The following is a 13891-nucleotide window of genomic DNA, read 5'->3' as shown; positions in this document are numbered from 1 at the left end:
CTGTGACCTTGGCCTCTTCCGGGTCCGACGGCGCCCGCCGCCGTTCGGCGCCCCCTGCTTCGGCGTGGTCTTCGAACGCCGTTCGTCAGTCCGCTTCCTGGCGTTCGTGCCGTTCGGGCACGACGAATTCGCACCATACGGATTTGCCGGTGCCGCGCGATTCCACGCCCCAGACGTCGGCCAGCCGGTCCACCAGCAGCAGGCCCCGGCCCGAGACCCCCGACTCGCCCGGTTCCCGGCGGCGCGGCAGCGTACTGGACTTGTCCTCCACCTCGAGCCGCAGCCGGCGTTCGGGGCCGCTGAGCATACGGATCGTCACCACCGCGGCCCCGTCGGTGTGCAGCAGGGCATTGGTCACCAACTCGTCGGCGACCAGCTCGATCTCGTCCGAGCGTTCCCGGGCGCCCCAGGCCCGTACCGCCGCCCGGATCATATGACGGGCCGCGGACAGCGCCTCGGGGTCGGCGGGGGCGATGTGCTGCTGGAGCCGGCCGCCGCCACGGGCGGCGACGCCCTCGCGGCGCAGCAGCAGGATGGCCATGTCGTCCTCGCCGACCCGTTCCTCGACCACGTCGCACAGCTTGTCGGCCAGGGCCTGGAGGTCGTAGGGGCCGTCGCGGACGATGCCGGCGAGGATCTGCATGCCGTCGTCGAGGTCGGCCCCGGGCTGCTCGACCAGGCCGTCGGTGAACAGCAGCAGGGTCTCCCCCGGGTCCAGCTCCACGGTCGTCACCGGGTAGTCGGTCCGGCCGAACTCGGCGGAGAGCCCGAGCGGCAGCCCGCCCGCGAGCGGCAGCCGCCGGCAGGTGCCGTCGGGGTGCCGCAGCAGGGGGTCTATATGGCCGGCGCGGACGAGTTGCAGCATGCCGGTGGAAGGGTCGGCCTCGACGTAGGAGCAGGTGGCGAAGCGGTCGGTGTCCAGCTCGTGCAGGAACGACGAGGCGCGGGCCATCACCGTCGCCGGGGCGTGCCCCTCGGTGGCGTAGGCCCGCAGGACGATCCGCAGCTGGCCCATGACGGCGGCGGCGTGGGTGTCGTGGCCCTGTACGTCCCCGATGACCGCTCCGACCCGGCCGCCGGGCAGCGGGATCACGTCGTACCAGTCGCCGCCGATGTCCCGGCCCATCCGGGCGGAGCGGTAGCGCACGGCGATCTGCGCGCCGGGGACGTCGGGGATGCGGCGCGGCAGCATGGACTGCTGAAGGCCCTCGGCGAGGTCGTGCTCCTGGTCGAAGAGCATCGCCCGGGCCAGGCTCTGCGCGAGGCTGCTGCCGAGGGCGATGAAGAGGTTGCGCTCCTGCCGGGTGAAGCCGCGGCCCTCGCGGTAGAGCAGGCCGAGGGCGCCGATGGGGCGGGCCTGGGCGATCAGCGGCAGGTAGGCGGCGGAGGAGATGCCGATGTCCTTGATGCGCTCCCAGAGCCAGGGGTAGGAGGTGGCGAACTCCTCGCGGGATTCGATGAAGCGCGGGGTCAGGGTGCGGATGACCTCGCTCATGGGGAAGTTGTCGTCGATCCGGGTGTAGCGCGTGCCGGGGATGTAGTGCTCCTCCGGGCCCTCGGCGACGAGATGGATCCGGCCGGAGTCGACGAGGCCGAGGACCAGGAGGTCGGCGCCGAGGTGTTCCACGGCCCGGGAGTCCTTGAAGAAGTCGATGACGTCCTCGACCGTTCTGGCGTGGGCGAGGGCGGCGGTGGTCGTCTCGACGACGGTGGTCTGGTGGCGGGGCTCCTCGGCTCCGTCGCGCGGCTCGGCGACGTGGCTGAGCTCCTCGGCGGCGTCGCGGACGACGCCGACGATGCGGCAGGGGCGCCCCTGCTCGTCGCGGAGGATCCGGCCCTGGGTGTAGGTCCAGTGCAGCGCACCGTCGTCGTCCCGCACGTGGTAGTACGCGCCGTAGGTCTCGCTGCCGTCCTTCATCGCCCTGGCCACCAGGGAGTCGAGCATGACGGCGTCGGACCGCGGCACGCGGCCGCCGATGTCGGTGATGTGGCCCTCGAACTCCTCCGTCGGCACATGGAGGATCTCCAGCGCCTCGGGGTCCAGGTGCAGCCGCCCGCTGTCGAGGTCCCAGTCGAAGGTGCCGATGCGGTTGAGGGCGAGGCTCAGCTCCGGGCGAGCGGGCCAGTCGTCCGGCTGCGCTCCGGCGGCAGGCGTCGCTCCCCGATCAACCATGGAGCCACTCTGCCATCTTTTGTCCGTTTCTTCGATGCGACTGCGCGGTCGGGTGGTACGGATACGCCATGGAGTGGTTCACGGAGTCCGGGTACTGGCTGAGCCGACTGGTGCTCCAGCGGGCCCTCGCCGCGGTCTACCTGGTGGCCTTCCTGGGTGCGGCCCTGCAGTTCCGCCCGCTCATCGGGGAGCGGGGCATGCTGCCGGTGCCGCGGTACCTGCGCGGGGTGCCCTTCCTACGGGCTCCCGGGGTCTTCCAGCTGCACTACTCGGACCGCTTCTTCGCCGTCTGGGCGTGGGCTGGTGTCCTGCTGTCGGGCGCGGTCGTGGCGGGGGCGGCGGACGCGGTGCCGCTGTGGGCGTCGATGGTGCTGTGGGCGGCCCTGTGGGTGATGTATCTGTCGATCGTCAACGTGGGCCAGACCTGGTACGCGTTCGGGTGGGAATCCCTGCTGCTGGAGGCGGGGTTCCTCGCCGTCTTCCTCGGCAACGCGCGCACCGACCCGCCCGTGCTGGTGCTGTGGCTGATGCGCTGGCTGCTCTTCCGCGTCGAGTTCGGCGCCGGGCTGATCAAGATGCGCGGGGACAGCTGCTGGCGGGACCTGACCTGTCTGTACTACCACCACGAGACCCAGCCGATGCCCGGCCCGCTGAGCTGGTTCTTCCACCGTCTGCCCCGGCCCCTGCACCGGGTCGAGGTGGCCGCCAACCACGTCGCCCAGCTGGTGGTGCCCGTCCTGCTCTTCACCCCGCAGCCCGTCGCGAGCTGCGCGGCGGGGCTGATCATCTGCACCCAGCTCTGGCTCGTCGCCTCCGGCAATTTCGCCTGGCTCAACTGGCTGACGATCGTCCTCGCCTTCGCCGCCGTCGACGGGGCGGCACTGGCGAAGCTGCTGTCGCTGCCCGCGCACACCCCCTTGCCCGCTCCCCCGCTCTGGTACGAGGTCCTCGTCGTCGCCGCGACGGCCCTCGTGGTCGTCATGAGCTGGTGGCCCGCGCGCAACATGCTCTCGCGGCACCAGCGGATGAATATGTCCTTCAACGCGTTTCACCTGGTCAACACCTACGGGGCGTTCGGCAGCATCAACCGCCTCCGTCATGAGGTGGTGGTGGAGGGCACCGACGCGGCGGGGCTCGGGCCCGGGACGGTGTGGAAGGAGTACGGCTTCAAGGGGAAGCCCGGCGACGTCCGCCGGACGCCGCGCCAGTTCGCCCCCTACCATCTACGGCTCGACTGGCTGATGTGGTTCGCCGGCATCTCGCCGAGTTACGCGCAGTCCTGGTTCGGCCCGTTCGTCGAAAGGCTGCTGGAGGGCGACCCGGCGACGCTGCGCCTGCTGCGGTACAACCCCTTTCCCGACGCCCCGCCCACCCATGTCCGGGCCCGGGTCTACCGCTACCGCTTCACCACCCGCCAGGAGCGGCGGGCCACCGGCGCCTGGTGGCACCGGACGCTGGAGCACGAGTTCCTGCCGCCGGTGGCCCTGCGGCCCCGCTGAGCCTCAGCTCGGGCCCGGTCCGCACAGCGCCAGCTCGGCGGGGGTGATCGTCGGCCCGGCCTGGGCGGCACGTCCGGGGCCGCGCAGCACACCGAGCACCACCTCCGGCCTGACCAGGTCGGTCATCGGTGCGGACAGCGTCATGACGTCCATCAGGTGCCGCAGCACCGTCGGGTTCCCCGTCGAGGTGCGCATCAGCCGCATGAAATAGCCCCGCAGCAGCCGGGCCGCGACCGGGGGCCGTGCCCCGACGGCACCGGGGTAGTTGATGTCCTCGCCCGTCGCCAGGTCCCAGGCGCGGCCCGCCACCCGGGCGGCCGACCGCTGGACGCTCCGGGCCAGTCCGGGGGCGTCCGGCTCCCGCTCCCCGAGGACGTCGCGCAGCGCGGCGGCGCTCTGGGCCGCCACGGACATGCCCTGCCCGTAGACGGGGTTGAACTGCGCGAGCGCGTCGCCCAGCACCACGAACCCCTCGGGCCAGACGGGCAGCCGCTCGAAATAGCGGCGGCGGTTGACGGTGCTGCGGGTGAGGTGCACCTCGGTGAGCGGCTCGGCGCCCGCGATCAGATCGGCGACGAGGGGGTGGCGCAGGCTGCGCAGGAACGGCTCGAAATCCTCGGCTTCGCGCGAGGGTTCGCCGCCGCGCGTCCCGGAGGCGGTGACCAGCCAGCGGCCGTTCTCGATCGGGACCAGTGTCGCGCCGCGGCCGGGCACGGGGACTCGCGCGTCGGACTGGACGGTCACGAGGGGGAAGTTCTCGCTGCCCGCCGGGGCCCGGAAGATCCGCGTCGCGTAGACCAGCCCGGCGTCGACGGTCTCCTCTCGGACGTCGGGCAGCCCCAGCTCCGCGAGCCGGCGGGCCGCCCGGGAACCACGGCCGCAGGCGTCGACGACCAGGTCGGCCTCGATCGTCCCGGCCCGGTCCGCGCCGGTGTCACGGACCCGTACCCCGGTGACCCGCCCGGCGCCGCCGGTCAGGGCCACCGCCTCGGTGCCCTCCCGAAGGGTGATCCCCGGGCGGGCCAGCACCTGCTCGCGTACGACCAGGTCCAGCAGGTCACGGGTGCAGGCCACCATGAACTGCATCTCGGGCCGACGGGGGAACCAGCCGTGCGGCCCCAGCACCACCAGATCCGTCGGCACCGCGATCCGCCGGGCGCCGGCGGCCACCCACCGGTCGGTCGTGCCGGGCAGCAGGGCCTCGACGGCCCGGGCGCCACCGGCCATCAGCAGATGGGCGTGGCGGGCCTGCGGCAGCCCCTTGCGCGACCGGGCCCCGGCCGGCATCCGGTCCCGGTCGACGACGACGACCTCGTCGACCCGGTCCGCGAGGACGGACGCGGCCAGCATCCCGGCCATCCCGCCACCGAGCACCACCGCCCGGCCGGTCCCGGTGCGTCGGGCGGTAGTGCCGCTGTGCGGATCGCTCATGGCTCGGCTCTCCTGACGGGCTGGGCGCAGGCGCGCGAGGGGCAGTGACGAGAGGTCACTGCCCATACGGCCCAAGCCTTGAACCCTTCCCGGGCGGGACGGCGTGCGCCCGGGCGGGGGGTGGCGCACGGTAGAGGGTGGGGCCCGGGTCCGGGACGAGGCGAGGCGGTGACGTGGTGGAACCGGTGGAGGCGCTGGACCGGATCGCGTTCCTGCTGGAGCGGACCGGGGCGCCGACGTACCGGGTGAAGGCGTTCCGTACGGCCGCCGAGGTGATCTCCGCGCTGCCCGCCGAGGAGGTACGCCGACGGGCGGCGGACGGCTCCCTCACCCGGGAGAAGGGGATCGGGCCGAAGACCGCGGCGGTCGTCGCCGAGGCCTCGGCGGGCCGGGTACCGGAATACCTGGCACGGCTGGAGGAAGAGGCCGGCGGGCCGCTGACCGAGGGCGGGCAGGAGCTGCGGGCCGCACTGCGCGGCGACTGCCATCTGCATTCGGACTGGTCGGACGGCGGCAGCCCGATCGAGGTCATGGCCGCCACGGCCAAGGCGCTCGGGCACGAGTACGCGGTGCTCACCGACCACTCCCCCCGGCTGACGGTCGCCCGGGGCCTCACGGCGGAGCGGCTGCGGGCGCAGCTCGACGTGGTCGCCGAGGTCGACGAGCGGCTCGGGAAGGACTTCCGGCTGCTGACCGGGATCGAGTGCGACATCCTCGCCGACGGCTCGCTCGACCAGGATCCCGAGCTGCTGGAGCGGCTGGACGTGGTGGTCGTCTCGGTGCATTCGAAGCTGCGGATGGACGCGGAGAGCATGACCCGTCGTCTGGTGTCGGCCGTGGCCAACCCCCTCGCGGACATCCTCGGTCACTGCACGGGGCGGCTGCTCGGCAGCCGACCGGAGTCGGAGTTCGACGCGGCGATGGTCTTCGCCGCGTGCGCCCGCTTCGGTACCGCCGTGGAGATCAACAGCCGTCCCGAGCGGCTCGACCCGCCACGCCGGCTGCTCCGGCAGGCCCTCGACGCGGGGGTGCTGTTCTCCATCGACAGCGACGCCCACGCGCCCGGCCAGCTGGACTGGCAGATCCACGGCTGCGCCCGCGCCGAGGAGTGCGGGGTGCCCGCCGACCGGATCGTCAACACGTGGAGCGCGCCGGAGCTGCTGAAGTGGACCCGCTCCCGCTGACGGCCCGCGCGGCCGACCTGCGAGCGTCCGCGACCCCCCTGATCATCGAAGACATGACGCTGCCCGTGATCCGGCCGATGCTGGCCACCCCCGGCCCGCTGCCGGCAGAGGGGGAGGACGCGGGCTGGGCGTTCGAGGCCAAGTGGGACGGGGTGCGCCTCGTCGTCGGCGCGCCGGGCGACGGCACCCTCAAGCTCACCACCCGGGCGGACAACGACGCGACCACGACCTATCCCGAGCTGGCCGCGCTCGGGGAGCAGTTGCGCGGCCGGCCCGCGGTCCTCGACGGCGAGGTCGTGGTCCTGGACGCCTCGGGCCGCCCCGACTTCGGGCTGCTCCAGCGCCGGATCGGTGTGGTCAATCCGCGCCGCGCGGCACACCTGGCGATGGAGTGCCCGGTCCACCTGATGCTGTTCGACCTGATGTATCTGGACGGCTGGTCGCTGCTCGGCTCCACCTACCGGGAGCGGCGTGCGGTGCTGTCCGGGATGGGGCTCGGCGGACCGAGCTGGTCGGTGCCGGGGTATCTGGAGGGGCACGGGCGACAGGCGTGGGATGCCACGTTGCGCAACGGGCTGGAGGGGGTGATGGCGAAACGGCTGTGGTCCGTGTACACCCCGGGGGTCCGGTCACCCGAGTGGCGCAAGACCAAGCACCTGTCGACCCTCGACGTGGTCATCGGCGGCTGGGCGGAGGGCCGCGGCGGGCTCACCGGGCTGCCCGGGGCGGTCCTGGCGGGTCTGTGGGAGCCGGCCGGTCTGCGGTACATCGGCTCCGTCGGGTCGGGCCTGTCCGAGTACGAGCGCCGGGATCTCGCACGCTATCTCGGGGTGCTCCGGCGCGCCGATCCGCCGTTCGTGAACCCGGTCGACGTACCGGGTGCGCACTGGGTCGAGCCCCGGCTGGTCGCCGAGGTCGCCTTCTCCGGCTGGACGCCCGCCGGCCGGATGCGGCATCCGACCTGGCACCGGCTGCGCCCGGATCTGACGCGGCTCGAATGAGCCGTCACGGGAGCGCGCCGCGGGGGGCGTCGGCGGCCAGCGGCGCGAGGAGGTCGCCGTGCGCGGCGACGCGGTCGAGGACCTCCTCGGGAGTGAAGGCGAGGTCGCCCGGCTCGCCGGCGGCGGCGACCTCGTCCCAGCCGACCGGGGCGGCGACGCCGGGGCTCTCGCGCAGGCGCACGGTGTAGGGGGCGGCGGTGGTCTTCGCGCTCGCGTTCTGCGACCAGTCGATGAGGACCTTGCCGGGGCGTTCCGCGCGCGTCATGGAGACGACCACGAGCCCGGGGTGTTCGCCCATCATGCGGCCGGCCAGGTCCTTGGCGTAGTGCGCGGTGGCGCGGCCGGAGGCGGGGTGGATGGGCGCGTAGAGGTGCAGGCCCTTGGAACCGGAGACCACGGCGTGGGCGGTGAGCCCGTCGGCGTCGAGGAGTTGGCGCAGCCGCTGGGCGACGCGGCAGCAGAGCACCAGGTCGGCGCCCGGGCCGGGGTCCAGGTCGAGGACGAGCCGGTCGTGGCCGTCGCGCCCGGCGGCGGCCTTCCACTGCGGGACGTGCACCTCGTACGCGCCGAGGTTCGCCATGGCCACCAGCGCGGCGGTGGAGTCGATCACGACCTGTTCGGTGGTCCCCTCGCGGTGCTCCACCGGCACCACCGGCACCCATCCGGGTGCCCCGGGCGGCGGGTTCTTGGCGACCCAGCTCTCCCCGGCCGGGCCCTCGGGGGCGCGGACGAAGGAGGCGGGCCGCCCGGTGACGTGCGGCAGCATCACCGGGGCGATCCCGGCGTAGTACCGCAGCAGCTGCGCCTTGGTGTGGCCCGTGGCGGGGAACAGCACCCGGTCCAGGTGCGACAGGGACAGCCGGTGACCGTCGACTTCCACCACCTGCCGGTCCGAAGAAGCGGGCATAAGGTAGGAATTCCCCTTGGAGGGATAAAACTATGCGGACGATGTGGAAAGGCGCGATCGGCTTCGGGCTGGTGTCCGTGCCCGTACGGCTGTACGCCGCCACACAGGAGCACGGCGTCAAGCTGCACCAGGTCCACGACGCCGACGGGGGCCGGATCCATCTCAAGCGCGTCTGCGACCTCTGCTCCGAGGAGGTCGACTTCGAACACATCGCCAAGGGCTACGAGGACGACGAGGGGCACGTCGCCGTCGTCACCAAGGAGGAGATGACGGGGCTGCCGCTGCCGAGCAAGCGCCTCATCGACGTGCTGGCCTTCGTGGACGCCGAGAGCATCGACCCGCTCCAGCTCTCCGGCGCGTACTACCTGGCCCCCGAGAGCCCGGCGGCCAACAAGCCGTACGTCCTGCTCCGGGAGACCTTGAAGCAGACCGAGCGGGTCGCCGTCACCAAGATCGCGCTGCGCACCCGGGAGTCGCTGGCGCTGCTGCGGGTCCACGACGAGCTGCTGACCCTGCACACCATGTACTGGCCCGACGAGGTCCGCGACAGCGGCGATCTCGCCCCGCCCTCCTCGGTCACCGTGCGGCCGCAGGAGTTGAAGATGGCCACGAGCCTGATGGACACCCTCTCCGAGGACTTCGACCTCGACGCCCTGGAGGACGAGTACGAGGTCGCCCTCGCCGAGCTGATCTCCGCCCATCTGGAGGACAGGCCCGCACCGAAGAAGGAGACCGCCCCGGCGCCCGACAACGTCATCGACCTGATGGCCGCGCTCCAGGCCTCCATCGACCGGGCCGCCGAGCGCGGCGACACGGGCGACCGGAAGGAGGAGCCCGCCGGACGGCGCTCCCGGGGGGCCGCGAAGAAGACGACGGCCAAGAAGTCGACGGCGGAACGGAAACCGGCGAAGGCGACGGCACAGAGTGCCGCGAAGAAGACCGAGCGGTCGAGCTCGTCCTCCGGCCGGTCGGGCAAAGGCACGACCGCGAAGAAGTCGGCGGCGGCCGGAAAGACCGCCGCCAAAACCACCAAAAAGGCCGCCGCGCGGAAGTCGAGCCGCGCCTCCTGAACCGCTACCCGCCGGACCCGGCCGCCCCTTCCTCCTCGGACGCCTTGAGTTCACCGAGGGCGGTCTCGACGAGTCCGTCCGCGCCGCAGCGCTTTGCGAGGGCGAGGCCCTCGCGGAGCAACTCGGCGGCCTCGTGGGCAAGACCGACACCGCGCAGCGCGGTGCCGTGGTCCACCAGTGCCATCGCCAGCTCGTGCCGGCAGGGAGATCTGCGCAGATGCGTCACGGCACGGCCGAGCATGTCCAGGGCTTCGTCCCCTTCGGTCAACTGCGCCGCCCGCCGCAGCGCCTCGCCCATCGCGGTGTCGGTGCCGAACCGCCCGGCGTGCCGGATCGCCTGGTCGGCGAGCGCACGGGCCCGCTCGGGGTTGTCCTCCGCGACCGCCGAGGCCAGGTCGAGCGCCCACGGCGCCCAGAGCGTGTTGTTCCGGCCGCGCTCCTCCATGATCCGACCGACGGCCTCGAGTTCGGCGATGGCCTCCTTCCTGCGGCCACGGGCGAGCAGCAGCCGACCGACCACGGAGGGGGCGTCGGGCATCACCATCGCCGGAGGATAGGGCGGCCTGAAGGAGTACTTCTCCGCCACGGCCTCGGCTTCCGCCAAGTGGCCACGGGCCAGCAGGGTCTCCACCAGCAAGCAGGTGCCGTCCCACTGGATGGGCAGTCCGGGACCGAGCCGGCCCGCCAGCCGCAGCCCTTCGCGCAGGAAGTCCTCGGCGAGGGCGAGATTGCCGCGCCGTCGGTGCACGAGTCCGAGGAAGTCGTGGGCGAAGGCGAGATGGGCACCGCTCCAGCCGGAGATCTCGAACGCCCGCACCGCCTCGCTGAACAGCCGCTCGGCACGGTCGAGCCGGTCGGTGTAGGCGTAGGTGATCCCGATGACGCTGGGGACCTCGAAGCCCCATCCGGTGTTGGTCCAGGACATGCCCGCTGCGAGCCGGCCGTCGTCGAGCGCGCGGTCGTTCAGCTCGGCCACGCGTACCGCGTCCTCACCGCGGACCATGCCGTCGAAGGCGCGGAGCGCGAGCAGGGCACGCTCGGAGTTGTTCCGCCCTTCGAGGCCGTCGGCGAGGTCGGCGATCTGCCGTGAGCGCTGTTCGGCGCCCTCCTCCTCGTACTGAATGCCCTTCCACAGGAAGTGGGCGGCCTGGAGCCGCATCCGTCCGGAGCCGGTCGGCATCTCGGCCGCCCGGGCGGCCACCACTTCGGCCGCGTCGACGAGCTGGCCGTTGTGGGCGTACACCTGCGAGAGCCGGTAGGTGGCCTCGACCTGCAGGTCCTTGGGCAGGCTCGGCAGGGCGAGGGCCGCGCGCAGATGGTTGATGGTGGTGGACGGCGAGGTGAGCAGGACGGCGCAGCCGAGCTCGTAGAGCACCGAGGCCCGGTCCTCGTCCGGCGGCGGCTCGGCCATCGCGCGCTCCAGACAGCGGCGGGCCGCTTCGGGAGCGCCGACGGCCAGGTGCTCCTGGGCGGCGGCGCGCAGTTGCCGGACCAGATCGGGGTCGTCGTCGGGGTGGACCTCCAGCAGGTGCCGCGAGGCGGCGGCCGCGCCGTGGCCCGCGTTGGTGATCGCCCAGGCGGCGAGGCCGTGCATCGCGGTGCGGGTGGCGGGCGGCACGGCCTGGTAGACGGAGGTGGCGATCAGCGGGTGGACGAATTCGAGATCGGCGGCGCCGGTGAGGATGCGGGCCTCGCGCAGCCGGTCGGCGCACTCGGCGGCCTCCGACGGGCTCATTCCGGCGAGCATCGCGGCGACGCGCGGTGAGATCTCCGTACCGAGGACGGCCGCCGCCCAGGCGAAGCGGGTGACGGAGGTGCCGAGCCGCTCCAGCCGGGTGACGAGGCCACTGCCCCGGGCGGCGGCGCCGAGTTCGCGCAGCAGACAGGCGGACTCCTCAGCCGGCCGCAGCCCCCGGTCCTGCGCCTTGGCGATGAGCTCGACGACCTCGTAGGGATTGCCGCCGGTGACGGCCCACACCTCACGGCAGAACGGGTCGTCCGCCTCCCTGCTGAGAGTGGCCCGTACGAGCTCGGCCACCGCCGCCGGGGTGAGGGCGTGCAGACTGACGGGCCGGTTGCCGCGGCCGTTGACCAGATCGTTGAACGCCGGTGTGTTCTCGGGCAGTTCGTCCGGCCGATAGGCCACGACCACGAGCAGTGGCAGCTCCCGCAGCCGCACGGCGAAGGAGGCCAGCCAGGTGAGGGATTCGGCGTCGCCCCACTGGGCGTCGTCGATGACGACGACCAACGGCGAGTTGGTCATCGCCAATTGGGTGACCACCCAGTCGAGGCTGTCGCGCACACCCTGGGGGTCGGCCGGCGGCCCGAGGGGCGGCGCGATGCCGAGGACCGGCAGCGCGACGTCGTACCAGTCGCCCAGCAACTCCTGCCGCCGGGCCGGTGTCATGGGCGCCAGGGCCGGCTGGAGGAGCTGGCGCACGATGTGGAAGGGAACGGACTGGGCCGACTCGCTGCCCCGGCCGGTCAGCACGGTGCAGCCGCGCTCGGCGGCGACCCTCCGCAACCGGCCGAGCAGGGCCGTCTTACCGACTCCCGCCTCCCCGCTGTACAGCAACAGTCCGCCGAGGATGGCTTCCCCGTCGGCGATACGGCCGCACAGACCGTCTACAGCCTGTTCCGCGGCGGCGATCTCCTGCTCGCGCTCGAACAGGGCGGTGTACTGGCGTCGATCACGCTGATGCCCCGTCATGGCAGTGTCTCCTGTAGGGATGTGGTGGGCCGAGCCTAGCCCCGTCGGCGGACGTTGGGGCAGGGTTCACCACAGGGATCCACCCACCCGCGTGACCCTCCCCCGACGCCGAACACATATTCGTTGCACTCGGAAATCTCTTCGATATTCCGAGATCGGGGTCATTGTGAAGCCTTTCGAATTCACCCGTCAGCCCAATCCGCGAATATGACAACTTCGCGGCCCCGGCACCGCGTGACAGGCTACGCTCCATGTCGCGCAGCGGGTCGAGGCAACTCGAGCCGACTGCCCCAACCGCCGTGCCACCGCAGGCCGGAGAACATCACCCAGCATTCCGCGTACGGCGTCGCCCATTTCCGCGGCGCCCCGTAAGCCTTTTCCCAAGAACACCGAGGATCTCGATGGTTGGTACTGGATCGTCACACCAAGGCAGGCGGCCCGCCTCCGCTCTCATATGGCTGGTCCCCCCTGTCGTGCTGGCGGTCTGCACGGTGACCGCCGCAGTCCTCGTACCCCTCGGCGCCCGCTCCCCCGTGGCCTGGTGCGGGACCGCGGCGACCGTCGCGGTGGCCCTCACCTCGTCGGAAGCGGTGCGGCGGGGCCGCATCATCGACACGCTGCGACGGCGCTGCGCCGAGCAGGAGGCCGCGTTCCGTCACCGGCTCGTCCAACAGGAGATCGAGACCCGGCGACTGGCCCGCGAGCTGCTGCCCGCCGCGGTGAACCTGCTGCAGCAGGGGGCGTCAGCCGATGAGGTGCTCCGCGAGGTCAGGCCACTGACCCCGCTCGACCCGTCGTTCGAGGCCGCGCACCGCTCGGTCCTGCGCTCGGTGGTGGAGGCGGTGCAGGCCGAGGAGGGGCTGCGCGACTCCGCGCACCGCGCCTTCGTCAACATCGCCCGCCGCGTGCAGGCGATCGTGCACCAACAGGCCACCGACCTCCGGGAGATGGAGGACCGGCACGGCAACGACCCCGACGTCTTCGGCGACTTGCTGCACCTGGACCACGGGACCGCGCTGATCGGCCGGCTCGCGGACAGCATCGCGGTACTCGGCGGCTCCCGCCCCGGACGCCAGTGGAAGAACCCGATCCCCCTCTACAACGTCCTGCGCGGCGCCATGTCCCGGATCATGGACTACCGCAGGGTGGACCTGCACTCGGTGGCGGACGTCGCGGTCACCGGCCCCGGGGTGGAGCCGCTGATCCACGCGCTGGCCGAGCTGCTGGACAACGCCACCCGCTACTCGCCCCCGCAGACCCGGGTGCACCTGACCGCCGTCGAGGTGCAGTCGGGAGTGGCGGTCGAGATCGAGGACGCCGGCGTCGGCCTCACCGACGAGGCCCGCCGCCGCACCGACGCGGTGCTCGAGCTCGCCGACCGCGGCCTCGACCTCAACGACCTCGGCGAGACGCCGCGGCTGGGGCTGGCCGTCGTCAGCCGGCTCGCCAAGACCTACGCCTTCCGGGTCTCGTTGCGGCCGTCGGCGTACGGCGGTGTGCGCGCCGTACTGATCGTGCCGGAGAACCTGATCACGGCGAGCGCCACACCGGGCGGCGAGATCGCCCGTGCGGCCACCCTGCCGCCCCCCAAGCCCAGGAAGAAGCCGGGCCGGCCGCTGCCGCCGCCCCCGGAGCTCGACCAGCCGACCGAGGAGTCCGACGGCTCGGGCGGGCTTCCGCAGCGCCGTCGGCGCGCTCCCGGCATCCCCTCGCGGGCCGCCCGGCAGGCTGCGGCCGCCGCGGCGGGCCGTCCCCCCCGGCGGCGCTCCCCGGCGGCCGAGCCTCCCCCGCAGCCGGGCCTGTGGCTGGCCGCCTTCACGAGTGCCGTCAACGGTGAGGAGCCGACGACCGACTCGCGGGGACCGTTCAGTGATGAATCGTCAGACAAGGAAGAGTAGCCAAGTGACGCAGCTGCG

General features: G+C 72.7%; 9 protein-coding genes. 5 read left to right on the top strand and 4 right to left on the bottom strand.

The features are described from left to right. Positions 1-85: 85 nt before the first annotated feature. A complete protein-coding gene (locus FHS38_RS24245) occupies positions 86-2173 on the bottom strand; it encodes a SpoIIE family protein phosphatase (RefSeq protein ID WP_184736771.1) in 2088 nt (695 codons plus the stop codon). A 68-nt stretch (positions 2174-2241) separates the two neighbouring features. Here FHS38_RS24245 and FHS38_RS24240 point away from each other — a divergent pair, with 68 nt between their 5' ends. Next, complete coding sequence (locus FHS38_RS24240; protein WP_184736769.1) at positions 2242-3672, top strand: lipase maturation factor family protein; 1431 nt, start codon at positions 2242-2244, stop codon at positions 3670-3672. Between the two features lie 3 nt (positions 3673-3675). On the opposite strand, the gene FHS38_RS24235 is transcribed toward FHS38_RS24240, so the two are convergent. Beyond that, positions 3676-5103 (bottom strand): FAD-dependent monooxygenase, encoded by a 1428-nt coding sequence (locus FHS38_RS24235; RefSeq protein ID WP_184736767.1) that lies wholly within the window; start codon positions 5101-5103, stop codon positions 3676-3678. Between the two features lie 176 nt (positions 5104-5279). On the opposite strand from FHS38_RS24235, the gene FHS38_RS24230 reads away from it, so the two are divergent. Continuing rightward, the gene (locus tag FHS38_RS24230; protein ID WP_184737159.1) at positions 5280-6287 is read left to right on the top strand and encodes a PHP domain-containing protein; all 1008 of its coding nucleotides are present in this window, start codon (positions 5280-5282) and stop codon (positions 6285-6287) included. A 53-nt stretch (positions 6288-6340) separates the two neighbouring features. Next, positions 6341-7288 (top strand): non-homologous end-joining DNA ligase, encoded by a 948-nt coding sequence (gene ligD / locus FHS38_RS24225; protein WP_184737157.1) that lies wholly within the window; start codon positions 6341-6343, stop codon positions 7286-7288. 4 nt (positions 7289-7292) lie between these two features. Here the strand turns inward: ligD (FHS38_RS24225) and ligD (FHS38_RS24220) are convergent, their stop codons facing one another. Continuing rightward, positions 7293-8195, bottom strand: coding sequence for a non-homologous end-joining DNA ligase (gene ligD / locus FHS38_RS24220; protein WP_184736765.1), 903 nt, complete (start codon positions 8193-8195; stop codon positions 7293-7295). Positions 8196-8227: 32 nt separating this feature from the next. Between ligD (FHS38_RS24220) and ku the strand changes: the two genes are divergently transcribed. Continuing rightward, complete coding sequence (gene ku / locus FHS38_RS24215) at positions 8228-9265, top strand: non-homologous end joining protein Ku (RefSeq protein ID WP_184736763.1); 1038 nt, start codon at positions 8228-8230, stop codon at positions 9263-9265. A 4-nt stretch (positions 9266-9269) separates the two neighbouring features. Here ku and FHS38_RS24210 read toward each other — a convergent pair whose 3' ends face one another. Next, a complete protein-coding gene (locus tag FHS38_RS24210; RefSeq protein ID WP_184736762.1) occupies positions 9270-11975 on the bottom strand; it encodes an ATP-binding protein in 2706 nt (901 codons plus the stop codon). A 401-nt stretch (positions 11976-12376) separates the two neighbouring features. Here FHS38_RS24210 and FHS38_RS24205 point away from each other — a divergent pair, with 401 nt between their 5' ends. Then, positions 12377-13873 carry an ATP-binding protein gene (locus tag FHS38_RS24205; RefSeq protein WP_184736760.1) on the top strand — a complete coding sequence of 499 codons (1497 nt, stop codon included), beginning with the start codon at positions 12377-12379 and terminating at the stop codon, positions 13871-13873. Positions 13874-13891 lie beyond the last annotated feature (18 nt).

Origin of the sequence: Streptomyces netropsis (assembly GCF_014203545.1) — a bacterium.
In the GTDB taxonomy this organism is placed as follows: Bacteria; Actinomycetota; Actinomycetes; order Streptomycetales; family Streptomycetaceae; genus Streptomyces; species Streptomyces netropsis.
This window is presented reverse-complemented; position numbering and strand designations above follow the sequence as displayed.

Bases quoted from the DNA above. Each gene is read 5' to 3' on its own strand.
- FHS38_RS24245 (WP_184736771.1), bottom strand. From the start codon at position 2,173: ATGGTTGATCGGGGAGCGACGCCTGCCGCCGGAGCGCAGCCGGACGAC.
- FHS38_RS24240 (WP_184736769.1), top strand. From the start codon at position 2,242: ATGGAGTGGTTCACGGAGTCCGGGTACTGGCTGAGCCGACTGGTGCTC.
- FHS38_RS24235 (WP_184736767.1), bottom strand. From the start codon at position 5,103: ATGAGCGATCCGCACAGCGGCACTACCGCCCGACGCACCGGGACCGGC.
- ligD (WP_184737157.1), top strand. From the start codon at position 6,341: ATGACGCTGCCCGTGATCCGGCCGATGCTGGCCACCCCCGGCCCGCTG.
- ligD (WP_184736765.1), bottom strand. From the start codon at position 8,195: ATGCCCGCTTCTTCGGACCGGCAGGTGGTGGAAGTCGACGGTCACCGG.
- ku (WP_184736763.1), top strand. From the start codon at position 8,228: ATGCGGACGATGTGGAAAGGCGCGATCGGCTTCGGGCTGGTGTCCGTG.
- FHS38_RS24210 (WP_184736762.1), bottom strand. From the start codon at position 11,975: ATGACGGGGCATCAGCGTGATCGACGCCAGTACACCGCCCTGTTCGAG.
- FHS38_RS24205 (WP_184736760.1), top strand. From the start codon at position 12,377: ATGGTTGGTACTGGATCGTCACACCAAGGCAGGCGGCCCGCCTCCGCT.